Source organism: Tenacibaculum salmonis (assembly GCF_041053065.1).
GTDB lineage: Bacteria > Bacteroidota > Bacteroidia > Flavobacteriales > Flavobacteriaceae > Polaribacter > Polaribacter pacificus_A.
In genome coordinates, this window is the sequence record NZ_JBFCVV010000001.1 from 1,709,855 (window position 1) to 1,735,223 (window position 25,369).

The following is a 25,369-nucleotide window of genomic DNA, read 5'->3' on the forward strand; positions in this document are numbered from 1 at the left end:
TTAATTTACCAATAGTTTCTTGGACAAATGGTACCATAATAATAGGAGTTTTTGCACTTGTTTGCGTGGGATTAGTTAGTACTCTTTTAATTCTTATTAATAGTGGTAAGAAAAAAAAGTAATCAATTGTATTTAAATTTTTATAGTTTTAATAGTTAATTTTAGAGAAGAAATGCTCTGTTTGTATGTTAGTGGTTTAGCGTTTAGAGCATTTCTTCCTCCTTTTACTTAAAAGCATTTAATCCTGTAATATCCAACCCTGTAATTAACAAATGAACATCGTGTGTTCCTTCATAAGTAATTACACTTTCTAAATTCATAGCGTGCCTCATAATAGAATAATCCCCCGATATTCCCATAGCGCCTAAAATTTGTCGTGCTTCTCTAGCTATATTTATCGCCATATCAACATTATTTCTTTTTGCCATAGATATTTGAGCCGAACTTGCACGATTTTCATTTTTTAACATACCTAATCGCCAAGTTAATAACTGAGCTTTGGTAATTTCGGTAATCATTTCGGCTAACTTTTTTTGTTGCAATTGAAATTGACCAATCGGTTTACCAAATTGTGTACGTTCTTTTGCGTATCGCAAAGCGGTATCATAACAATCCATTGCAGCACCAATAGCACCCCAAGCAATTCCATAACGAGCCGAATCCAAACATAACAAAGGCGCTCCTAATCCCGATTTATTAGGTAATATATTTTCTTTAGGAATTTTAACATTATCAAAAATAAGCTCACCAGTAATTGAAGCTCTTAACGACCATTTATTGTGTGTTTCTGGCGTAGAAAATCCTTCCATGCCTCTTTCAACAAGTAAACCATGAATACGTCCTTCTTCATTTTTTGCCCAAACTACGGCAACATCACAGATTGGCGCATTCGAAATCCACATTTTTGCACCATTTAATAAGTAATAATCACCCATATCTTTAAACTTGGTTTCCATACCTGATGGATTACTTCCATGATTTGGTTCTGTCAATCCAAAACTTCCAATCCATTCTCCTGAAGCTAACTTTGGTAAATATTTTTGGCGTTGTGCTTCATTTCCATAATTATAAATAGGCAACATTACTAAAGACGATTGTACCGAAGCTGTTGAACGAATACCACTATCGCCACGTTCTAATTCTTGCATTATTAATCCATAAGAAATTTGGTCTAAACCTGCACCTCCATATTCTTCAGGAATATATGAACCAAAAGCTCCAACTTCTGCCAAACCACTAATTAATTCCGTCGGAAACTTTGCGTTTTGTGCGGCATCTTCAATAATTGGAGACACATTTTTTTTTACCCATTCACGAGCAGTTTCACGAACAAGTTTGTGTTCATATGTTAATAAATCATCTGTTTGATAATAATCAGGTGCTTGAAATAAATCAGATTTCATAAAGTTATTTTAAGATTGTTTTAATGATTTTTTTTTGAAGCTATTTCCTGCTTTCCGCACTCGCTCTTTTTTGAAAAAAATCAAAAAAGGAGCTCAAACAATTGCTTCAATCAGGGCTAGAGATATCTTATAAAGATAAAAAATTAAAGATATCAATTTAAAAATCCTTAAAAAAAGCTTTTATAATAGGTTTTTATAAAAGATTTGTAGCGGTTTATGTATGTTTGTAATGATGATGAAATTTACACTAGGAAAACAAGAACGATTAAAGAGCAAAAAGCTGATAGGCAAATTGTATGAGGAAGGAAAATCTATAAAAGTTTTTCCACTTCGAATGGTATATATACAAACAGAACATACTTCAAAATTTCCTGTTCAGGTAGGAGTTTCTGTTCCAAAAAGAAATTTTAAAAGTGCGGTTGACAGAAACCGAATAAAACGTTTATTACGTGAAACGTATCGAAAAGAGAAATATACAGTCTATGATGCTGTAAATAAACCTCATGTCTTTATGATTTCTTATATTGCAAGAGACGAATGGACTTATGCCGATTTAGAAGTTAAAATGAAGAAATTATTAACGCTATTTGTCACTGAAATTAATAAAAATGAAGAATAAAAAAGCGCTTTTTTTTGGTTCACTTATTGTTATTTCTGTTTTTTTTTCATTTCAATCTAAGTTTTTTGAAATTGCAAAACAAATAGAAATTTACAACAACTTATTCAAAGAATTAAACATTAATTATATTGATGAAATTAATCCTGGAGAATTAACAGACAAAGCCATTAAAAATACGCTTAAAAATTTAGATCCTTATACCAATTTTTACAACGAACAAGATGTGGAAGATGCACGTATTAGACGTGAAGGAGAATATGGAGGTATTGGGATTTCTGTTTTTTACACAAAGAAAGGAATTACTATTTTAGAAGTTTACAAAGGGTTTTCAGCAGATAAAGCAGGCTTAAAAGCAGGAGATATTATTACAACAGTGAACGGTCAAAAGTTAGTTGAACTAGCCAAAAGCCAATATTCACAAATGCTAAAAGGAACTCCTAATAAAGAACTTTCTTTAATTATTGATAGAAACGGAACACTAAAAAATATTGATTTAAAACTAGATAAAGTTATTTTAAATCCTGTTCCTTTTTACGATATGATTGATGCCGAAACTGGCTATATTATTTTAACAAAATTTACCAATCAAAAAGCAACACAAGAAGTTGCCAAAGCTTTCAATGAATTGAAAGAAAAAGGAATGAAAAAGTTAGTTTTTGATTTACGTAACAATCCTGGAGGTTCTTTATTTGATGCCGTAAATATTACAAATATATTTATTCCAAAAGACTTAAAAGTAGTAGATACTCGTGGTAAAACTAAAAAAAATAGCAATATTTATAAAACAAGAAGAGATCCTTTAGATACTGAAATACCTGTTGTTGTTTTAATAAATGATCGTTCTGCTTCGGCTTCTGAAATTGTATCGGGTGCTTTGCAAGATTATGATAGAGCCGTAATTATGGGCGAACGCTCTTTTGGAAAAGGTTTAGTGCAACGTTATTTTAAACTAAATTACGGAACACAAATGAAAGCTACTATTTCGAAATACTATACTCCTAGCGGACGTTGTATTCAAGAATTAGATTATACGAATAGAGATGCTAAAACAGGAAAAGTTCCTAAGTTTTCTGAAGGAACAGTTAATCAATTTAAAACAAAAAACGGAAGAACGGTTTATGATGGCGGTGGTGTAAATCCTGATATAAAAACAGGATTCTCTAAAAAATCAGTAGAAACAAAAAAACTATTAAAATCGAAAGCTATCTTTAATTTTGTAACTGATTTTACCAATAAAAATGAAAACTTAATAACAGATAATTTTAGTTTTAAAACTGAAAATTTTACAGACTTTAAAAACTATTTACTTTATAAAGACACATCTTTTGTTTCCAAAGAAGAAAAATTATTTAAAAAAGCATATCATTCAGTAAAAAATAACAATGATATTTCAACAGAATATAAAGCTATTATTCAAAAATTGAAAAAAGAAAAAGTAGCACAAATTGTTATCAACAAAAGTTTTTTATCTAAAGAAATACAAAATCAAATTATAAAAAGATACGTGTATAAAGAAGGGTTATTTAAGCATCAACTTAAAAATGATGAAACCATAAGCAAAGCTGTGAGTTTACTTAATAATCAAAAAAAATATACTAGTATTTTAACAAAATAAAAATCAACAAGTTAATTTGTATATTTGGTATAAAAAAATATGCCAAACCCCAATTATAAAGAACGTACCAGAGCACAAGAATCTACCAATGCAATAGAAAAACTATATATATCTATGCGTCATTTATTTAGTCGCGGATTTTATAAACCTATGGGAATTTCGGGTGAAACATTACGTAAATCGTTATTACAATTACGACCTGAAATTTACGGATCAATTGCTGAAAGTAAAATCGAATTAAACGGTTTAGTTTATATTATTGAACGATTACCCGAAGGAATTGAAGAATGTCAATTTATCAACTTAACTGCTGATGAAGGATATCGAAATTCAAAATTTAAAACAATTGTTCCTCCGAAAAGACGAAGAAATTGTTATCGTATTGATAAAGATCAAATGAATATCGAAATTACTCGTGGTCGTTCTGAAATTTATGATATTCTAACGCATATTACTTTTTTGTTTATTGAATCGCATAAAATAAAAGACCGTGTTATTTCTGATACCGAAGATGGTTTTATTAGAGAATGGCTTCTTTTAGAAGATATTGTAATTTATAATAAAACACTTACGGATGAAGAAAAAGATGTAATTGTTGTACATCTTGGAAACATTTTAGGAAGAACTTATGATGAGGTATATACAACTTACAATACCTTTTCATCCGAAGAAAATCCTAACAGATTTTTTCACTTAATATATTGGTTAGGTAAACTAGCAATTAACGAAACAACAAACGACAACAAACGTTCTATAAAATTTAGTACTGCTTTAATAGAAGAAATTGGACATCATATTTATGGTGAAATTTGGGCAAATACTATTAAAAAATCGTTGCTTGATAATAACTTATTAAAACGTCCTATTCATATTATTAGTGCCAATATGCACAGCGTTATGAATAGTATTTATGCAAAAAATGCCCTACCTAAAGAAGCTAAAAATAATAAAGGCTTTGAACTTTTTGAAGTATTAAGTAATAGTGATAGTCATAATTTACAAGAAACTGTTAAAAATTATGCTTCAGAAAATGGACTGATTTATTTGAAAGATACTTCAGGAACAAATATTAATGTTCAAATTATTGATACCGAAAAAATAGATTTTAATACAACTTCATTTAAAAAAGTAAATTCTGAAGGAGAAAAACCAGTACTTATAGTAATGGATTATGCCTTTGGTGAACAAGCTTTTGAAACGATGGATGAATTACTAAAACCATATAAAACTGATGGAAAAAGGATTCACTTAAATGTTGATTCGGTTTCTATAATGGGAAAAGCAGGAATTTTAGAAGGTGGAAAAGGTGATATTATGATTCCTTCTGCACATATTTTTGAAGGTACTGCGGATAATTATCCTTTTGAAAATGAATTATCAAAAGAAGATTTAGAAGGCTTTGGCGTAAATGTTTTTGATGGTGCTATGGTTAGTGTACTGGGAACATCTTTACAAAATAAAGATTTATTGAAGTTTTTCCATGATTCTACTTGGAATGTTATCGGTTTAGAAATGGAAGGTGCACATTATCAGAAAGCAATTCAATCGGCATCAAAAATAAGAGGAAATGTTAGAAAAGATATTAAGGTAAGATATGCCTATTATGCCTCTGATAATCCGCTAGAAACAGGAGCTACTCTTGCCTCTGGAGGTTTAGGTATGAGCGGAGTGTTACCCACTTATGCAATTACACAAAAAATACTAGAACAAATATTTTAATAATTATTTTAACAATTAAAGGCTATTTTTTAAAATAGCCTTTTTTCTTATTTTATATTTGCATTCACAACAATACAACACATACACAATGAATATTTTAATTTTAGGGTCAGGAGGTAGAGAACATGCTTTTGCAAAAAAACTTTCAGAAAGTAATAAAACAAAAAAACTTTTTGTAGCACCTGGTAATGCAGGTACTAGTGAGGTTGCAACAAATATTGCAATCAATCCAACAAACTTTAATCAAGTAAAAGAAGTTGTTTTACAACACCAAATTAATATGGTTGTTGTAGGTCCTGAAGCTCCTTTAGTAGAAGGTATTCATGATTTCTTTTTAGCTGATAACGAGTTAAAAAACATTGCTATTATTGGTCCTAAAAAAGACGGAGCTTTATTAGAAGGTAGTAAAGATTTTTCTAAACAGTTTATGATTAAGCACAATATTCCTACTGCAAAGTATGAATCATTTACTGCCGAAACTTTACAACAAGGACAAGCTTTTTTAGAAACTTTAACTCCTCCTTATGTTTTAAAAGCTGATGGATTAGCTGGTGGTAAAGGTGTTTTAATTTTAACTGATTTAGATGAAGCAAAAGCTGAATTAAAAGAAATGCTTTCAAATGAAAAATTTGGAGCAGCTTCAGCAACCGTTGTTATTGAAGAATTTTTAAAAGGAATTGAGCTTTCTGTATTCGTTTTAACAGATGGAAAAAATTATAAAATTTTACCTTCTGCAAAAGATTACAAACGTATCGGTGAAGGAGACGCTGGTTTAAATACTGGTGGAATGGGTGCTATTTCTCCTGTTCCTTTTGCTACGGATGATTTTTTACAAAAAGTAGAAGATTTAGTAGTTAAACCAACTATTGATGGTTTACAAAAAGATGGAATTGATTACCGTGGATTTATTTTTATCGGATTAATGAACGATAACGGAAATCCATCTGTTGTAGAATATAACGTTCGTATGGGAGATCCTGAAACAGAAGTTGTTTTACCAAGAATTGAATCTGATTTAGTTGATTTATTCGAAGGTGTTGCAAATAGAACTTTAGATGAAAAATCATACGAAGTAACTTCTCAAACAGCAACAACAGTAATGTTAGTTGCAGGTGGATATCCTGAAGCATATGAAAAAGGTAAAGAAATTACTGGTTTCGATTTAGCTGAAGATTCTATTGTTTTTCATGCAGGAACAACAGAAAAAGATGGTAAAGTAGTTTCAAACGGAGGAAGAGTTATGGCGGTTACTTCTTTTGGAGATTCTATTCAAGAAGCACTTGATAAATCATACAAAAGCATCGACAAAATTTCTTTTGAAGGAATGAATTACAGAAAAGATATTGGATTTGATTTAGTATAAATAGTAAATAAAATCATAAAAAAAGGAGTTGATTAAATCAACTCCTTTTTTATTACATTGCTTTTTCTAAAGTAAAAGAAAACTCTGATCCTTTACCATAATCACTTTTTAGTAAAATGGTTTCGTTATGAGCTTCAATAATATGTTTTACAATTGATAAACCTAAACCAGAACCTCCTTGTTCACGAGAACGACTTTGATCTACTCGGTAAAAACGTTCAAATAAACGTGAAATATGATCTTCTTTAATACCTTCTCCATTATCAGTTATTTTAATAATAAACTTATTAGGGCTGTAACTTTCAATACTTGCTGTAGTAATACCTCCTACTTTACCATATTTAATAGAGTTAACTATTAGGTTAATTAAAACTTGTTCAATACGCTCAACATCACCTCTAACAAAACGAGGAAACTCATAAATTGTATCAAATAACAAAGTAATGTTTCGTTTTTTAGCTTTCATTTCAAATAAATCAAAAACATTTTGAATAAGCTCTACAATATTAAAGGTTTGAATATTCATTTTCATTCCTTCAGTTTCCAATTTAGCAAGCATGTCTAAATCTTTAATAATAGAAGTCAATCTTTCTACGCCTTTATTAGCTCTTCCTAAATATTTTGTACGGATTTCTTTGTCTTCGGCTGCGCCTTCAATCAAAGTTAAAATATACCCTTGTATTGTAAAAAGTGGCGTTTTTAACTCGTGTGCTACGTTTCCTAAAAAATCTCTTCTAAAAGAGTCTCTTTGTGTTAATACTACTATTTCTTTACTTCTATCTTCTACGTATGTTTGTAGGCTTTTGGTTAATGCCTCAACATCTGTTGTAACATCTTTTCTTTCTAAATCATTAACATCTAAAATAGAAATATCTTCATATAATTTTTTTACTCTTTGATAAATAAAATGTTCAGCTCTGTATTGAATAATCAAAAATAAAACAATAAACATTAAAATTCCAAAAATAACAACAGCCCATATACCTAATAAATCAATTAAAATAAAGTACGATAATAAAGCAATTATTACAGAAATTGAAGTAGAGTAAAACGCTGACCAAAGCGCGTAACGATATGTTTTTTTAATTTTTTTCATTATAAAAAAATAGATTGCTTTTCAGCAATCTATATCTATTTATTTTTAGTTATTTTTACTTGTCTTCCCCTTCTAAAACAAATTTATATCCAACACCTTTAACAGTTTTGAAAAAATCATCTCCTATTTTTTCTCGAAGTTTACGAATATGAACATCAATAGTTCTTCCTCCAACAACAACTTCATTACCCCAAACGCTATCTAAAATCACTTCTCTTTTAAATACCTTTCCTGGTTTTGATGTTAATAATGATAGCAATTCAAATTCTTTTCTAGGTAAAGCAATTTTTTTATCACCTTTTAATACAATGTATTCATCTCTATTAATAACAATATCTCCTAATGTTGTTGTTGCAGCTGTTTTATCTTCTGTTTTTAAACGTCTTAATAAAGACTTTATTTTACTTACTAATACTTTCGGTTTTACAGGTTTAGTAATATAATCGTCAGCACCAGCATCAAAACCTGCCATTTGTGAATAATCTTCACCTCTAGCAGTTAAAAAAGAAATAATTACATTCTCTAAAGATTTGATATTTCTAATTTTCTCACAGGCTTCAATACCATCCATTTGAGGCATCATAATATCTAATAATATTAAATGCGGGGTTACTTTTTTTGCTAATTTTACTGCTTCAGCACCATTATTGGCTGTAAAAACCTGATACCCTTCTGATTTTAAGTTATATCCTACTATTTCTAAGATATCTGGCTCATCATCAACTAGTAAAATTTTAACATCATTCGTGTTCATAAGTCATTTTATATTATGTTACCCAAAAGTAACTATAAAATTATAAATTGTACACCATCTTCTTTAACTTAACATTCATTTAATCTTTCATAAACCTTTGCTTAAATAGTGGCACATATTGTGATAAAGGTTTTTGTATCTTTATAAAAATTGATTTTTCATCAAAAAACCAGAAAGAATTAAGTAATTATTGTTATTCAAATAAACAAGTATAATTACTATTTAAAGACAATCTAATTATTTTAAAAAATAAAAAATGCTACATAAAATAGAACTAGAAAATATTTTATTTTTAGATATTGAAACTGTTCCTGAAAAAGAGTTTTTTTCTGATTTATCCGAAGAAAAACAAAAACTGTATGCCTTAAAAACTGAATATCAGCGAAAAGAAGATATTGAAGCAGTAGATTTTTATCACAAAGCTGGTATATGGGCAGAATTTGGAAAAATAATATGTATCTCTGTTGGGTATTTTGTTAATAAATCATCTGAAAATCAGCTTCGAATTACTTCTTTTTCTGGTGATAATGAAGAGCGTATTTTAATAGATTTCAAAAAATTACTTGACACACATTTTAATAAAGAAAAACAACTATTATGTGCTCATAATGGTAAAGAATTTGATTTTCCATATATAGCTCGTCGCATGATTATAAACAGAATTGAATTACCTAAAAAATTAAATTTATTTGGGAAAAAACCTTGGGAAGTTCCACATTTAGATACCTTAGAATTATGGAAATTTGGCGATTATAAACACTATACTTCTTTAAATTTATTAACAGCTATTTTAGGTATTCCTTCACCAAAACAAGATATTAATGGTAGTGAAGTTGCTAAAATTTATTATAAAGAAAAAAATTTACCTAAAATTGTGAGTTATTGTGAACGAGATACTATAGCAGTAGCACAATTATTATTACGCTTTAATAACAAACCATTAATTAGTAACGAATCAATAGTTAAAGTATAAGTTATAAAAAACAGTTTTCTTAAAAAAAGAAAACTGTTTTTTAGTCATTTATTTTCCAAGAAACATAATATACAGATCCTATTTCACCAATACCAGGAGCTGTTAAATACGGCTTACCGAATAAATTGGTTCCCCCCACTTTAAAGGTCGATTTTATAGTAGGAACTCTCAAATTTATTTGTGCATCTAATACTGTTCTAGCAGCTATAATACTATTTACAGTATTTGAACTCCATAAGAAACTATCTTGCCAGCGTGCATTTATATTAAAGCCTACATTTTTAAAAACAGTTTCTTTTCCTAAAGAAGCTCGAAACTTGTGTTCTGGTGTATTAAAAAAGCTTCCTGTCTCATAAATATCACCTCCTTTTTGATGTTCTTTAAATTTATTATACATATAATTAACGCCAATATTTAGCCCATCTAAAACAGCAGTACTTAAAGAAAGTCCACCACCATAATAATCATGATTTTGTGGACTATTAACCCTAAAAGCAAATTGAGCATAATCATATCTTCCAATTGCAAAAGGTGCTAAAAGGTCCGTGCTTCCTTGATTTATATCTCCAAATAAAGGAGTACTTACTATTTTAGTTACAATAAAATCTTCTACAATACTATAATATCCATTTACATCAACCTCAAATAAACTACCAAATAAATCAAAAGAACTACGATACCCTGTTTCGAATGTTTTTACTTTTTCTGTTCTTAATGGATTAATTATAGCCTTTTCTAAAAGTCCTACATTATTTTGAATGGCTAATAATGGACTAATATTGTTATCTATACTTTCAATAACAGCATTACTAAATGATTGTTGTGAATTTAAAGTATATGAATTTTCTACTATCTGTTTCCCTGTTAAACTTACTGATGTTCCAACTACAGGAATCCCTGGACTACCAGGTCTTAAGGCTATTGTTCTAGATACATAACGCTCTAAATTTTCAGATACATTACCAACTTCAAAAATACGACTTCCTAAATTTTGATCTGCATATTGATCTGCAGATGTTGGATTTCTAAAGGCTGTTTGATAAGATCCTCTAAAATTATGATTTCTATTTACACCTGATGCATAAGTAGCTGAAATTCGAGGAGAATAATTCCCTTTAAAATTTGTTGATTTATCATAACGAATAGAACCTGTTAACCTTAAACGATCATCAACTAATTTTTTAATTACCTGTGTGTAAATACCATAAGAATCATAAATAATTGGGTCATTTAAATCGGTAAATAACTGACCTTTTGAATTTAATTTATGTTGTCTATAAGTTGCCCCCATTTGAATGTCTGCAAACTTAATAACATCAGTTAAATTAAAATCAATATCACCATTTATATAACTAGAGTTATCTGTAGTTTTAGCACCTCCATCACTTATATTTTTATTTTTTAAGGTATTAGAAATGGCATCAATAGTACCTGTTTTATGTCGTTCAGCATAAATTCTAGCTTGTTCATGTGCCATGATATCTGCCTGTTCTACACTATTAGTTTGTATTGCCGTTTCAAATGTATTCCCATAAACTGCTCCGTAGTCTTGATACCAGATATCATCTATTGAATAAGAATTATTAATACCTTCGGCCAATAAAACGGTATTAAACGATTTATCTCCTTGATTAAAATTCACATAATATCCTCTTGCAGTTACATACTTCGATTTTAGCTCTAATTTATATTGCTGAAATAAAGCACCTTCTTGAACATAACGAGTATCTCCTTGTAAGGTATTATCACCATAAGAATATTTTGAGTTCCATATCAGTTCAAGATTTTTTTTCCCCGTAGGTCTAAAATATAAAGAACCATCAAAAAATACAGATTTCACATGATTATTTACTAAACTGTTGTTATTAATTCCTGTTCTTGAAACTCTAGAATTTGGTACTTGTTTAGTAATTCCTGATGTAATAACACCACCTTCTTCTAAAAATAATAAAATACTTTTAAGATCAACGTTCGAATCATCACCATATACATTTACTCCGTTATAAGCTGTAGTATTATCTCTATTTCCAAGCCCTATATTTCCATCTAAATCGATATTTCTAGTATCAACAGCATTCCATTCTTCAGCAATTGTTTGACTAAAATTAACTTTAGCGGCAAAATTATCATTAAAAGCATAAGCCATTCGAACTCCTGTATCATTAAAAGCATTTATTTCTGCTGTATTTTGATTCTGTTCACTTATTCCTGATTTAGAATAAGCACTTATTCCTCCATACTCAAATGGATTTTTACTACGCATTAATAAAATACCATTAAAAGCATTTGCTCCATACAAGGCAGATGCTGCTCCTGGTAATATCTCTACATTCATAACATCTAATTCATTTAAGCCAGTTACATTTCCAAAAGAAAAGTTACCTGAAGGACTCGCTGTATCAGCACCATCTACTAACTGTACAAAACGAACATTTTCTAAAGATGCAAAACCTCTTGTATTAATCATTTTTACATTAAAACCAATTGTATGTATATCTACATCTTTTAAATTTACCAAATCATCATAAAAATTTAGCGAAGTATTATTTTTAATATCTCTAGCACCTACTCTTTCTATTGTTACAGGTGATTCTAATATTCTTTCAGGTATACGCGAAGCGGAAACAATAACTTCCTGAAGTCTTGTTTTTACTTTTAATACTACATTAATTTTTTGATTTTCTTTAGTTATTTGTACCGTTTGTGTTTGGTAGCCAACACCTGTTATTAATATTGAAAAAGGTAATTTTTTATTTACTTTTAATGTAAAATTACCATTAATATCTGTGGTTGTTTTTACTGGTAAAGATGTTACATTTACAATAGATATAGGCTCTAAGTAAATATCGAATACCTTTCCTTTAACTGTAACTTGTGCTGTTAATAAAGTAGCATAAAAAAATACTACTCCTGTTATTAATAATCTAATCATAGTTGAATGGTTGTTGATTATAATACTATTTTGGGAAAATTATTTTTATTCTTCTAATGAAAAGTTAATAGGAAAGCCAAACTTAGAAAGCACTTTTTTTCCTTTTTTCATTGCTGGAGTAAATTTTGGTAAATTAGATACAACTCTTATTGCTTCATCAATTAATATCTCACCATTTTCAGGTCCTAAAGTTTTAATATTAGTAACAGTTCCGTTTTCATCTATTATAAAACGAATCCAAACTTCTCCTTGGGTTTTTGAAATAACTGCATCATTAGGATATCTAAAATGTTTTTGAATATGCAACATCATCTGTTCGTTAAAACAATCTAAATTTTTAGAGTTATTTTCTGATTTACAAGAATTAAAAGCAGGAATTTTATCAACATCTTCAAAAGCAGCAGCACTTCTTGCTTGTTCTGATGATAATTTACTAGTAAGATTTGTTACTTTTGTATTTAAAAAAATAGGAGTTGAAATTACTTCTTTTGCATTTGTATTTTGAACACCTACAGTATTTATACCTCTAACTGCTCTTGCAGATTTTTTTAACCTTTTTCGTTTTATTAAACTTCTCCTAGAAACTGATACTTTTACTGATATTTGTTTTATATTTTTATCAGTAGTATTATCTAGTTTTTTAACACTACATTTTGTAATACTATTTAAATCTTCAATATTTTCTTCTGGTGATACACATTTTTCTTGGGCATTTCCAAAAATGGAAATAATAAAAACACAAAAAACAAAAATTATTTTTCTTTTTTTCATAATAATTAGGGGGGTTATTTTAATAATAAAAAAGATAAAAGACTAAAAAACAAGCACTTTCAGTGTTAAATATCAGAAAAAAAATCTATTAAAAAAAATTTATTTATTTATTCTTTAAAAAAAAGAATGAAAAAATCAATAATTTTCATTTAATTTTAACTGAACTATCAGTGTCAATAATTTAAAATTTTAATTACACTTATTCTTACCATTATAGATAAATGTAATCAATATAGAAATACAGATTTTAATTATTCAATATGATTCTTTTAGTAAATTTATTTTCTTTTTTTAAGTTTCTAAATTTCTTAGAATTGCTATATATTCCCATCTTTTTTAATCTTTTTCGCCTAATTAAACTACGTCTTGATACTGATTTATTCGTTAAAGAATCAGCTGTTTTTTTTCTAAAAACTGATGGTTTTTTCTCTATAGTACATTTTGTAATACTATTTAAATCATTTATAATTTCGTTTGAATGTTCACACTTTTGTTGTGCATTTGTAAAATGAATGATTACTAAAAGTAAAATAGCTAAAATTCTGTTTCTTTTTTTCATTATAATATAGCTTTTGTTTTCAATTATATAAATAACAGAAAAACTGTTTTTTAGTTTAATTTTATATAAAATTCGGAATATTTATATCGATAAAAAAGCAACATAAAATGAATTGATAAAAACACCCTATTAATAATCAGTTCGAAAACAAACAATAAAACACTCATAATCAAATCATAAAAGAATATATTTATTAATATTACAAATTCAAATAAACGAATCATTTTAAATACATAGCCTGAAATAAAAACAAGATTCTATTAAATAAAAAAAGGGTTTTTCCTATAAGAAAAGGGTAGTAAATTTTTAATATGTAACATAAAAAAACCGTGTTGATTACTATTAAATAGTAATTAACACGGTTATGATATATAAAACTTAGGTTACGTTTTTTAAGGTAATTAAAACATAAAATTATTCACCTTCTATTTTCATTGAAAGCTCAAACCAACGTTCTTCTTTAGTTTCTAAAGCCTCAATTATTTCTTGAAGTTCTTTTGATTTATCGTTAATTTCTTCAGGAGAAAATTCAACATTCATAAATTTACCTTCAATAATTTGTTTTTTCTTTTGAAGTTTTTCAATATCTTTTTCTAGCAAGCCCCATTCTCGTTTTTCATCAAAACTTAATGCTACTTTTTTATTTGTTTTAACGGGAGCAGCAACTGCTTTTTTAGCTTCATTTTTTACCTCTCTTGCTTCTTTTACTTTAGAGTCTTCATAAACTCTAAAATCAGAATAATTACCAGGAAAATTATCAATAACACCTTCGCCTCTAAAAACAAATAAGTTATCAACAATTTTATCCATAAAATAACGATCGTGAGAAACGACCATTAAGTTACCAGGATAATCTAATAAGAAATTTTCTAATACATTTAATGTTACTACATCTAAATCGTTAGTAGGTTCATCTAAAATTAAAAAATTTGGGTTTTGAATTAAAATTGCACATAAATACAATCGTTTTTGTTCTCCACCACTTAATTTTTCAACAAAATCGTATTGTTTTTTTCTATCGAATAAAAAGCGTTCTAATAATTGACTTGCAGATATTTTTCGTCCTTTTGATAACGGAATATATTCTCCAAATTCTTTAACAACTTCAATTACTTTTTGACCTGGTTTTATAACAATTCCATTTTGAGTATAATATCCAAACTTCACTGTTTCACCAATAGTCACTTTTCCGCTATCTAATTCGATACCTCCAGTAAGCATATTTAAAAAAGAAGATTTACCTGTACCATTTTTACCAATAATACCGATACGTTCTCCACGTTTAAAAACATAATCGAAACCGTTTAAAATTACTTTATCATCAAACGATTTGTGCATTTTATGAAGCTCTAAAATTTTACTTCCTAAACGCTCCATGTTAATTTCTAACTGAACCTCGTGTTCGTTACGTCGTTTATGAGCTTTTTCTTTGATTTCATAAAAATCATCGGTACGAGATTTCGATTTTGTAGTACGTGCCTTTGGTTGACGACGCATCCAATCTAATTCTTTTTTGAATAAACTTTTTGCTTTTCCTAAATTGGTTGCTTCAAGAGCTAAACGTTCCTCTTTATTTTGTAAATAATAAGAATAATTTCCTTTGTATTTATATAATTGTCCGTTATCTAATTCGATAATTTCATTACACACACGCTCTAAAAAATAACGGTCGTGAGTAACCATAAATAAGGTGATTTTTTCTTTAGCGAAAAAAGCCTCTAACCATTCAATCATTTCTAAATCTAAATGATTGGTAGGTTCATCTAAAATTAATAAATCAGGCTTTTTAATAAGTACAATTGCCAATGCTAAACGTTTCTTTTGTCCTCCAGAAAGTTTATTTACTTTTAATTGTAAATTATCTAATTTTAATTTAGATAAAATTTGCGTGTATTGCGTTTCAAAATCCCACGCATTGTATTGCTCCATTAATTCAAAAGCTTCTTGAAAAGCATCTGCATTATCAGGATTTTCTACTGCTTTTTCGTATTGTTTAATTACTGATAAAACTTTATTATCCGTAGAAAAAATAGTTTCTTCAATCGTTAAATCAGGATTTAAATTATCCGCTTGCGATAAATAGGCAATGTCAATATCTTTTCTACTAACAACCTGCCCTGAATCAGCGGTATCAACTCCTGCTACGATATTTAAAATAGACGTTTTACCGCTACCATTTTTAGCAACAAAAGCTATTTTTTGATCTTTATTAATTCCGAAAGAAATGTCTTCAAATAACACTTTTTCTCCATAAGCTTTTGCAATGCCTTCAACTGATAGGTAATTCATATTCTATATTTTATGCAAAGAAACAAAAAACCCGAGCAAATGCTCGGGTTTTATTTATTTAATAAGAAAGTTGTATTATTTCTTCAATAATTTTCTTGTAAATGTTTTTTGACCATCGTTAATTTCTAAAATATAAATTCCAGAAAGAAGATTTGTAACATCTAATTTAGAGTTATTTAAATCACCTTTTTGTACAATACTACCTATTGTATTTACAATTCTATAAGTAATATTTGTTGCTTTTGAAGCTAAATAAACATGTACAAAATCTACTGATGGATTTGGATATATCAATAAGTTTGATGTTTCTTGAGTTTTAATATCTTCTCCTGAAACACTCATTGTTGTTAATGTATTTATAAATGATGTAGATGTAGCTGTAGTAATATTAACTGTATAATCTTCTACTTCTCCATCTCCAAAATTTTCACATGGAGTTGATGCTAATTCAAACTTCATTGAAACACGCATTCTTGTTCTACCTAATTTAGCATTTGATGGTATCGTAATATTTGTAATTCTATTTAATTTACTTACAGAGTTACCTGTTACTATTTGCTCACCTGCATCAGTAAAATCACCATCTCTATTATAATCAATCCAAACTGTAAAGTGCTCATTATAAGATCTACTTGCAAAACCAGCGCTTAAAACTAATTGATTTGTACTTCCTAAGGCTACTGTTGCTATTTTTGATGTAAAATCACCATAACCTCCATCACGACCTGTTGTATTAGTCATTCCTCCAAATGATACATAATCTATCCATTCGTAATTAACTCTAGCTCCTTTTGAAGTACAGTAAGTTATATCATTTAATAATGTTGTTGCATTAACTTCATTACTTGAAACTGAAACATTTCCTTCTGCATCAATAGCTTTTACAGAAAAAACATATGTTGTTGCTTCTGTTAAACCTGTAACTTGTAGTGTTGTATTAGCGGTATTAATTAATTTTATTCCATCTTGATATACCTCATAACCTGTTACTCCTACATTATCTGTAGCTTCAGACCAATCTAAAGTTAAAGCTGTTTTATCAATATTTGATACAGATAAATTAGCAGGAGCACTTGGAGCAGTAGTATCAGTTTGATCTTCTTCAATTACAACAGTATAATCTTCAACCTCACCATAAGAAAATGAAGATTCACAAGCTGTTGGTACTTCATTATACTTTAATACGATACGCATTCTTGTTGCTCCATTTACTGCAGATAAAGGCACTGTAAAAGTACCAGCAACAGGAGTATCTTTTGATGGATTGTTTATAAAAACGGCTTCTCCCTCATCAGAAAAATCACCATCTTTATTATAATCAATCCAAACACCACATCCTTCATTATAAATAGTACTAGTCCAATTTGGAGTAATTGTTATTGTATTAGATGATCCTTTTATTAATTTTGTAGAAATTGAAGTATAATTTGAATACCCATTTTCTCCTGTTGATACATTATTTATAGTACCTAGTACTACCTTTTGAATATATTCATCACTTGCACTATTTGATTCAGAAATACAGTAATTTAAAGGCACATCTGTAGTTGTAAAATTTACTGAACTACTATAATTAGAATTATCTGAAGAACATCTACTACGTACTTGTACTTCATATTCTGTTAATTCTAACAAATCATTTAATGTATTTTTATTTACTGATACTTCTTTTGTTTCCCAAGATGAAGTAGAAACAGCTCTATATCTTAAATCGTATGTTGCTCCTGGTACCATTTCCCAATTTACAACTGCTTTTTTTGCTGTAACTTCTGTAACAGAAAGTTCTACAGGTGTAGTTGCATTACACACTACTGGTGTACTTGTTAAACCTGTTACAATTAAACTATAATTTTGACTACCACCAACTAAAGAACCTTTATTTGTTACTGTAATAGTGTAAGTTCCTGAAGCATTATCTACATCAACTCTTTCATAAGGGTCTACATTATTATCTCTTTTTGTACTTGTTGTTGCTCCTGTCAATTCATATGGAAAATAAGTTTCTCCATCTTTAGAAACTCTTATATCTAAATCATTTACTAAAACAGGTGTAGTAGAATTAAGTGTAGTAGTTGCTACACCAGGTCTATCTGTCCAAGAAATAGAAGCTAATAATGGATTAATTCCATCAGATTCAACTGTAATTGTATAAGTATTTCCAGATGTTAATGTTAACTCTTCTATTTTTGATTTATTTCCTTTATTAGTAATTACTTCTGCTGCTTTTTTAGTGTGTAATAACCCCCAACCAAAAACAGCATCAGGTCCAGAAACTCCAGCATCATCAGCAGTATGAAGTGCTAAACCTTTTAAAGTAGCAGCTTTCATAAAATCACCATTACTTAAATTTTTATAATGCTCTTGTAATAAAAGTAAAGAACCTGTTACATTTGGTGACGCCATTGATGTACCTGTAATAGACTGATAATCAGAATCACTACTTTGATAAGTAGAATATACTCCAGTACCATTTCCTGTAATATCTGGTTTAATTCTAAAATCATCTGTAGGTCCTTCACTACTTGAATTATTAATATAAACAGAAACTAACTCTCCGTTTGAATTAATAGTTGCATCATTAGCATTTGCAACTACTAAATTATTTTTTGATGTTGCATGTCCTGTTAGTTTATCAAAACCATAACCTCCCGTTGGGTTTGTATTTGCTGAATTATCATATCCATCATTACCTGCAGCAACTACCATTAAATAATTTGGCGCATTAAAAAGTATTTCATCCCAATCTCTAGACTCATCAATATAACCACCAAAATAATATTGAGGTAATTGTACTTGTCCCTGTTGATCTCTTGCTGCATAACCATAAGAGTGATTAGATATTAACATACCATTTGAAGCTTCTGTTATAGCTTCAGATTTATCACTATTCCAATCAAATCCTTTTACTTTTGAATATGGTGCCATACCTTTTGCGTTTGCAACAACACCTGAAGACATAATAGTACCTGTTACGTGAGCAGCATGAGAATTTAAAGAACCATAATCTCCAGCTGAAAACCTATTCGCTCCTCCTGCTCCATGATATTCTTGATGAGAAGCTCTTGCAATACCCCCGTCCCATACACGAGCTGTAATTCCTTGTCCCATTAAATTTAAGCCTAATGAACCTCCAATATTTAAATGATTTGCTCTTGTTGATTTTGATGCTGAAACATTAAAAGTAGTATAATAAATTGGTTTACCATTTACAATTCTTTGTAATTCAAGTAGAGCCCCATCTTTTTTGGTAAATTTAGTCTTCCAACCTTTTTGTTTTGCTACTCGTATAGCCTGTTCTTTCTCGGTTTTTGCTACTTCCTGAAAGCTTTTTTCTAATTGTTGAAGTTTGGTTAAATTGTATTTACTACGAATTTGTGTTACTTCTTTCTTACTTTGAGCCTGAATATGAAAATTTAGTCCAAGGACTAAACTAACAAATACAAAACCTTTAATATACTTGTTTTTCATTTTAAATGAACTTAAAAATTAATTATTAGAACACATTAGTACCTAATATGTTAACAGATTACAAGTATAGATAGTTATTATCATATCTACAAAAAAAAGACACTAAAATGATGATAATTTGTTAAAAACAGTTAAAAAAAAGATATTTACTTATTCTAACTTTATATAGAAGTTGTTAATTCTATATAAATTAAAATTTAATCAGTAATCTTTCAAACAAAAAAATTGTTTTTATAGTTTTTATTAATTCCAAAAGAGGTGTTATCAAATAGCATTTTTTTATAAACCTTTATAGTCTACTGCTATTCTTTAAAAGAAATAATTTACATACAAAAAAACTCTTATTATTTTTTTAATAACTTTACTGTAAGGTTTTTTTGACCATCGTTAATTTCTAAAATATACATTCCTGAAGTAAGATTTGTAATATTTAATTTAGAATTATTTAAACGACCAATTTGTACAACACTTCCCTGCACACTTACAATTTTATAAGTAATATTACTTGCATCTGATACTAATTTAACCTTTACAAAATTTACTGCAGGATTTGGATATACAGACAGAATTGGTTCATCTTGAACTCGAATATTTTCTTCCAAAAAATCAGAAGAATCTCTATTTAGCGATTCAGAAATTATATTAACTGTATAATCTTCTACTTCTCCATCACCAAAATTTTCACATGAATTTGGTAATACGCCATATTTCATTGAAACACGCATTCTTGTCTTCCCTAATTTTGCATTTGTTGGTATTACAATATTAGCAACCCTATTAGTTCTACTTGAAGAGTTCCCTTTTGTAACTGTTTCACCAGCATCTAAAAAGTCTCCATCTCCGTTATAATCTATCCATACAGTAAAATGTTCATTATATGCTGTTTCTAAAAACCCTGCACTTAATATCAACTGATTAGTACTACCTAATGATACTGTTGCTACTTTTGATGTAAAATTACCATACCCATCATTTGCTCCTGTAGTATTCATCATTCCTCCGAAAGCAACATAATCAATCCACTCATAATTACTTGTTATTCCTTTTGATGAACAATACTTAATATTATTAGGTAAAGTTTTTATACTAACTACATTACTTGCTTCTGATATATTTCCTCCCACATCTTTTGCTTTTATAAAAAAAGAATATAGCGTTTCAGCATTTAGCCCTGTAATTGTTGTAGCTGTAGTTTTTACAGTTTCTAATTTAGTAGTTCCTTCATATATATCATAACTTGTTATAGCTAAATTACCAACAGATGCAGACCAATTTAAAGTTAAACTGTTTTGTCCATTTTTTGAAACTAGCAAGTTTGATGGAGCACTTAATACGGTATCTTCTTCTTCAGTAATTACAACTAAATAATCTTCTACTTCTCCATAGTCAATAGATCTTTCACATGCTGTTGGTATTTCATTATTTTTTAAAATTATACGCATTCTTGTTGCACCTTTTTTAGCAAAATAAGGCACTGTAAAAGTTCCACTTACTGGAGTTTCTTTTCCTTTAAATTTAGCCCATACTTTTTCACCTGAATCAGAAAAATCACCATCTTTATTGTAATCAATCCAAACACCATAACCTTCATCATAAGAATTACCTGACCATTTTGGAGTAATAGTAATAGTATTTGATTTTCCTTTTATTAAATTAGTTGAAATAGATGTATAATCTGAATATCCATTTCCTCCTGTTGATAGATTATTAATTGCGCCTAATGTTACTTTTTGGATATACTCGTTATTTATATTAGCTCCTTTTGATGTACAATAATTTAACTCTCTACCTGAAGTTGTAAAATAAACTGAAGGACTGTAACTCGATTTTCCTAAAGGGCAAATACTACGTATTTGAATTTCATATAAAACTGATTCGGATAAACTACTTAATCCAATAGAATTTTGATAAGCAGGCTTTATGATCCAAGAAGAAGCTAAAACCGCTTTATATCTAAAATCATATGTTGCACCAATAACTTTTTCCCAATTTACAAGTACTGCTGTTTCAGAAAATTCATTAGTAGAAATTTTTGTTGGAACTGTTATATTACAAATAGTTGGTAAACTTTTAATACCTGTTACTATTAATGAAAAATTTTGGCTTCCTCCTGTTAAAGTTCCTTTATGAGTTACCGTTATTGTGTATCTTCCTTTAGCTCTACTAAGATCAATTCTTTCAAAAGGATCTACATTATTATCTTGTTTACTACTAGTAGTTGCTCCTGTTAATTTATAAGGTAAATATGTTTTTTCTGAATGAGATACTCTTATATCTAAATCATTTATTAAAATAGGAGTTGTAGAATTTATCATTCCACTTACTGAACCAGGTCTATCTGTCCAAGAAATAGATGCTAATAAAGGACTCTCTCCATCAGAATCAACAACAACAGTGTATGTTTCCCCCGAATTTAATGTTAATTCTTCAATTTTAGAATTAGTTCCATTATTAGTAATTGCTTCCGCAGCTTTTTTAGCATTTAACAATCCCCAACCAAAAATAGCATCTGGTCCAGAAAACCCTGCGTCATCAGCAGTATGAAGAGCTAATCCTTTTAAAGTAGCCGCTTTCATAAAATTTCCATTATTTAAGTTTTTATAATGTTCTTGTAATAAAATTAGAGAACCTGAAACATTTGGAGCCGCCATAGAAGTTCCTGACAATGACCCATAAGCTGTATCACCACTTGTGTAAGTAGAATAAACTGACGAACCATTACCTGTAATATCTGGTTTAATTCGAAAATCATCCGTAGGTCCTTGGCTACTACTTCCCGCAATAGAAACAGTTATTAAGTTTCCGTCAGCATCTACTATTGCATCTTGTGCATTTGCAACTACTAAATTATTTTTAGAAGTTGTTATACCTGATAATTTATCATAGCCATAACCTCCTGTTGGATTGTCATTTGCTGAATTATCATAGCCATCATTTCCTGCAGAAACAACCATTAAAAAATTTGGAGCATTAAATGAAATTATATCCCATGACCTAGAGGTATTAATATATCCTCCTAAATAAAACTGAGGTAATTGTACATTTCCTTGCTGACTTCTAAGAATATACCCATAAGAATGATTTGAAACTAACATACCTTCTGAAGCAGCTATTATAGCTTCCGATGTATCATTATTCCAATCATAGCCAACAACTTTTGCGTGCGGTGCCATTCCTTTTGCCTTGGCTACAAAACCCGATGCCATAATAGTACCTGTTACATGACCAGAATGATAATTTTTAGTAGTAGTACCATCTCCTACAGAAAAACGATTATTTCCTCCTGTACCATCGTATTCTTGATGTGTTATTCTTGCCACTCCAGCATCCCAAACATGTGCAGTCATACCTTGTCCCATTAGGTTTAATCCTAATGATCCATCAGTATTTAAATGGTTTGTTCTTGTAGATTTTGCTGCATTAGCATTAAGAGTGGTATAATAAATAGGTTTTCCATTTACTATTTTTTGTAATTCAACAAAATCACCTTTTTTAGTTGTAAACTTCGTTTTCCAACCTTGTTCTTTTGCTATTTGTAATGCTTGTTTTTTTTCTGCGATTGCAGTTTTTTGAAAGTTATCTTTTATTTCTTGAAGCTTTGTTAAATTGTATGTACTACGAATTTTTGCAACTTCTCTTTTGTTCTGAGCTTGAGATTGAATATTTAATCCAAAAACAATACTTGCTAATGCAAGACTTTTTAAGTAAACGTATTTCATTTTTTCAGGGGGTATGAAATTAATTATTATGTTTATATTTATATTATCATCAAAATCTTTTTTTATGTTTATGTATCTCTCAAATATAACGAAAAAATAACACACTAAATACTCATTTCCAATCAACTAGACTTTAAACATCTAGTTTATCATTATGAAAAATCAGTAAATACAGTCTTTTTTAGTTAATTTTAATCGCACTCATTTTTTTTTATTATTTTTTATCTACACTAAACAGAGGGTGTTATAACTAAATGATTTTTAGTTAAATAACTTATCTATATGGAAAATCATATTATTTTATAACTTGATAAAAATTTAGCTCATTAATCATTAATATTAACCAATTACAATTGACATTCGTTTTTAAAAGAATTGAAAAATATTAATTGTATTTTTATTAAAATTTACACAGATGCTACAAATTAAAAATTTAGAAATAAGTTTTAAAAATGCACCGTCCATTATTCAAAATGTATCTTTTAACGTAGAAAAAACTACGGTGACTGGTATTGTAGGAGAAAGTGGTAGTGGAAAATCGGTTACTTCATTAGCTATTTTAGGGTTACTTCCTAAATCGGCAACTATAAAAGGTGAAATTTTATTTAACAATCAAAATTTAGTCGCTTTAAATAATATAGAATTTCAAAAAATTAGAGGAAGTGAAATAGCCATGATTTTTCAAGAACCTATGAGCTCTTTAAATCCAACATTAACCTGTGGATATCAAGTTTCAGAAGTTTTACAACAACACACAAATTTATCAAAAGAAGAAATAAAAGAAGCCGTTATATCTCTATTTGAAAAAGTACAGCTTCCAAGACCAAGTGCTATTTTTAACTCGTATCCACATCAAATAAGTGGCGGACAAAAACAACGTGTTATGATTGCAATGGCAATTGCTTGTAAACCAAAACTTTTAATTGCTGATGAACCTACAACCGCTTTAGATGTAACAGTTCAGAAAGAAATTATTTTACTTTTAAAAGAACTACAGAAAGAATATAAAATGGGAATTATTTTTATTTCTCATGATTTAGGTTTAGTATCAGAAATTGCAGATACTGTTGTTGTAATGCACAAAGGAAAAATAGTTGAAAAAGGTATAACAAAAGAACTTTTTTTACATCCGAAGGAAAACTACACCAAAGCATTAATAAACTCAAAACCAACAGTAAAAAAACGTTTTAAAATATTGCCTACTGTTATTGATTTTATCCAAAACACTGTAAAAACAGAATTATATACAGATGAAGAACGTCAAGAATTTCATCAGAAAATATATGCAAAAGCACCTCTTTTAGAAATTAAAAACCTGCATAAAGAATTTATATCAAAAGCTTCTTGGTTTTCTAAATCGAGTTCTGTAAAAGCAGTAAACAACGTATCTTTTAAAATTTATGAAGGCGAAACAATAGGTTTAGTCGGCGAAAGTGGTTGCGGAAAAACAACACTCGGTAGAACCATTTTACAGCTAGAAAATGCGAGTTCAGGACAAATAATATATAAAGGAGAAGATATTACGAAGCTTTCAAAAAAATCATTTAAAAAATTACGTAAAGAAATTCAAATTATATTTCAAGACCCTTTTTCATCTTTAAACCCAAGAATTACGGTAGGAAATGCCATTATTGAGCCGATGAAAGTTCACAATATTTTAAATTCATTAAAAGAACGAAAAGAATATGTATTCAATTTATTAGAAAAAGTAGGCTTAGAAAAAGCGCATTTTTACAGATATCCACATGAGTTTTCTGGCGGACAACGACAACGAATCGGAATTGCCAGAACCATTGCTTTACAACCAAAATTAATTATTTGTGATGAATCGGTTTCGGCTTTAGATGTATCGGTACAAGCACAAGTTTTAAATTTATTAAACCAATTAAAAGCTGAATTTAATTTTACTTATCTGTTTATTTCTCATGATTTATCAGTAGTAAAATATATGTCTGATCAATTAGTTGTTATGAATAAAGGTAAAATAGAAGAAATTGCCGATGCCGATGAAATTTACAACAATCCGAAAACAACCTACACAAAAACATTGATAGCTGCAATACCAAAAGGTTTGTAACTTTTTTCAATA

Annotated in this window: 15 protein-coding genes; 6 read left to right on the plus strand and 9 right to left on the minus strand. The window is 28.9% G+C overall.

Features of this window, described 5'->3' with window-relative positions:
- Window positions 1-224: 224 nt before the first annotated feature.
- Complete coding sequence (locus AB0T67_RS07465; protein ID WP_369219788.1) at window positions 225-1,403, minus strand: acyl-CoA dehydrogenase family protein; 1,179 nt, start codon at window positions 1,401-1,403, stop codon at window positions 225-227.
- A gap of 235 nt (window positions 1,404-1,638) precedes the next feature.
- Between AB0T67_RS07465 and rnpA the strand changes: the two genes are divergently transcribed.
- From rnpA to purD, 4 genes are all read left to right on the plus strand, one after another.
- Window positions 1,639-2,022, plus strand: coding sequence for a ribonuclease P protein component (gene rnpA / locus AB0T67_RS07470; protein WP_369220499.1), 384 nt, complete (start codon window positions 1,639-1,641; stop codon window positions 2,020-2,022).
- Window positions 2,012-3,637: a S41 family peptidase gene (locus tag AB0T67_RS07475; protein WP_369219789.1), complete on the plus strand. Its 1,626-nt coding sequence runs from the start codon at window positions 2,012-2,014 to the stop codon at window positions 3,635-3,637. The genes rnpA and AB0T67_RS07475 overlap by 11 nt, the downstream gene beginning before the upstream one ends.
- 39 nt (window positions 3,638-3,676) lie before the next feature.
- A complete protein-coding gene (locus AB0T67_RS07480; RefSeq protein WP_369219790.1) occupies window positions 3,677-5,356 on the plus strand; it encodes a DUF6909 family protein in 1,680 nt (559 codons plus the stop codon).
- An 88-nt stretch (window positions 5,357-5,444) separates the two neighbouring features.
- Window positions 5,445-6,719: a phosphoribosylamine--glycine ligase gene (purD, locus tag AB0T67_RS07485; RefSeq protein WP_271231098.1), complete on the plus strand. Its 1,275-nt coding sequence runs from the start codon at window positions 5,445-5,447 to the stop codon at window positions 6,717-6,719.
- A gap of 52 nt (window positions 6,720-6,771) precedes the next feature.
- Here purD and AB0T67_RS07490 read toward each other — a convergent pair whose 3' ends face one another.
- Window positions 6,772-7,815 carry a sensor histidine kinase gene (locus AB0T67_RS07490; protein WP_369219791.1) on the minus strand — a complete coding sequence of 348 codons (1,044 nt, stop codon included), beginning with the start codon at window positions 7,813-7,815 and terminating at the stop codon, window positions 6,772-6,774.
- Between the two features lie 55 nt (window positions 7,816-7,870).
- On the minus strand, window positions 7,871-8,569 hold the full coding sequence (locus AB0T67_RS07495) for a response regulator transcription factor (protein ID WP_271231096.1): 699 nt from the start codon (window positions 8,567-8,569) through the stop codon (window positions 7,871-7,873).
- 256 nt (window positions 8,570-8,825) lie between these two features.
- On the opposite strand from AB0T67_RS07495, the gene AB0T67_RS07500 reads away from it, so the two are divergent.
- On the plus strand, window positions 8,826-9,542 hold the full coding sequence (locus AB0T67_RS07500; RefSeq protein ID WP_369219792.1) for a 3'-5' exonuclease: 717 nt from the start codon (window positions 8,826-8,828) through the stop codon (window positions 9,540-9,542).
- 40 nt (window positions 9,543-9,582) lie between these two features.
- On the opposite strand, the gene AB0T67_RS07505 is transcribed toward AB0T67_RS07500, so the two are convergent.
- The 6 genes from AB0T67_RS07505 to AB0T67_RS07530 form a co-directional block, all read right to left on the minus strand.
- A complete protein-coding gene (locus AB0T67_RS07505; RefSeq protein WP_369219793.1) occupies window positions 9,583-12,474 on the minus strand; it encodes a TonB-dependent receptor domain-containing protein in 2,892 nt (963 codons plus the stop codon).
- 45 nt (window positions 12,475-12,519) lie between these two features.
- The gene (locus tag AB0T67_RS07510; RefSeq protein WP_369219794.1) at window positions 12,520-13,245 is read right to left on the minus strand and encodes an energy transducer TonB; all 726 of its coding nucleotides are present in this window, start codon (window positions 13,243-13,245) and stop codon (window positions 12,520-12,522) included.
- A gap of 247 nt (window positions 13,246-13,492) precedes the next feature.
- Complete coding sequence (locus AB0T67_RS07515) at window positions 13,493-13,804, minus strand: hypothetical protein (protein ID WP_369219795.1); 312 nt, start codon at window positions 13,802-13,804, stop codon at window positions 13,493-13,495.
- Between the two features lie 414 nt (window positions 13,805-14,218).
- Window positions 14,219-16,093 carry an ABC-F family ATP-binding cassette domain-containing protein gene (locus AB0T67_RS07520; protein ID WP_369219796.1) on the minus strand — a complete coding sequence of 625 codons (1,875 nt, stop codon included), beginning with the start codon at window positions 16,091-16,093 and terminating at the stop codon, window positions 14,219-14,221.
- A gap of 75 nt (window positions 16,094-16,168) precedes the next feature.
- Window positions 16,169-19,561 (minus strand): GEVED domain-containing protein, encoded by a 3,393-nt coding sequence (locus tag AB0T67_RS07525; protein WP_369219797.1) that lies wholly within the window; start codon window positions 19,559-19,561, stop codon window positions 16,169-16,171.
- A 344-nt stretch (window positions 19,562-19,905) separates the two neighbouring features.
- Window positions 19,906-23,280, minus strand: a complete 3,375-nt coding sequence (locus AB0T67_RS07530) for a GEVED domain-containing protein (RefSeq protein WP_369219798.1) — start codon at window positions 23,278-23,280, stop codon at window positions 19,906-19,908.
- A 415-nt stretch (window positions 23,281-23,695) separates the two neighbouring features.
- Between AB0T67_RS07530 and AB0T67_RS07535 the strand changes: the two genes are divergently transcribed.
- Window positions 23,696-25,357, plus strand: a complete 1,662-nt coding sequence (locus AB0T67_RS07535; protein ID WP_369219799.1) for an ABC transporter ATP-binding protein — start codon at window positions 23,696-23,698, stop codon at window positions 25,355-25,357.
- Window positions 25,358-25,369: the final 12 nt, after the last annotated feature.

Coding starts and splice junctions, on each gene's coding strand:
- AB0T67_RS07465 (WP_369219788.1), bottom strand. CDS start 1,403: ATGAAATCTGATTTATTTCAAGCACCTGATTATTATCAAACAGATGAT.
- rnpA (WP_369220499.1), top strand. CDS start 1,639: ATGAAATTTACACTAGGAAAACAAGAACGATTAAAGAGCAAAAAGCTG.
- AB0T67_RS07475 (WP_369219789.1), top strand. CDS start 2,012: ATGAAGAATAAAAAAGCGCTTTTTTTTGGTTCACTTATTGTTATTTCT.
- AB0T67_RS07480 (WP_369219790.1), top strand. CDS start 3,677: ATGCCAAACCCCAATTATAAAGAACGTACCAGAGCACAAGAATCTACC.
- purD (WP_271231098.1), top strand. CDS start 5,445: ATGAATATTTTAATTTTAGGGTCAGGAGGTAGAGAACATGCTTTTGCA.
- AB0T67_RS07490 (WP_369219791.1), bottom strand. CDS start 7,815: ATGAAAAAAATTAAAAAAACATATCGTTACGCGCTTTGGTCAGCGTTT.
- AB0T67_RS07495 (WP_271231096.1), bottom strand. CDS start 8,569: ATGAACACGAATGATGTTAAAATTTTACTAGTTGATGATGAGCCAGAT.
- AB0T67_RS07500 (WP_369219792.1), top strand. CDS start 8,826: ATGCTACATAAAATAGAACTAGAAAATATTTTATTTTTAGATATTGAA.
- AB0T67_RS07505 (WP_369219793.1), bottom strand. CDS start 12,474: ATGATTAGATTATTAATAACAGGAGTAGTATTTTTTTATGCTACTTTA.
- AB0T67_RS07510 (WP_369219794.1), bottom strand. CDS start 13,245: ATGAAAAAAAGAAAAATAATTTTTGTTTTTTGTGTTTTTATTATTTCC.
- AB0T67_RS07515 (WP_369219795.1), bottom strand. CDS start 13,804: ATGAAAAAAAGAAACAGAATTTTAGCTATTTTACTTTTAGTAATCATT.
- AB0T67_RS07520 (WP_369219796.1), bottom strand. CDS start 16,093: ATGAATTACCTATCAGTTGAAGGCATTGCAAAAGCTTATGGAGAAAAA.
- AB0T67_RS07525 (WP_369219797.1), bottom strand. CDS start 19,561: ATGAAAAACAAGTATATTAAAGGTTTTGTATTTGTTAGTTTAGTCCTT.
- AB0T67_RS07530 (WP_369219798.1), bottom strand. CDS start 23,280: ATGAAATACGTTTACTTAAAAAGTCTTGCATTAGCAAGTATTGTTTTT.
- AB0T67_RS07535 (WP_369219799.1), top strand. CDS start 23,696: ATGCTACAAATTAAAAATTTAGAAATAAGTTTTAAAAATGCACCGTCC.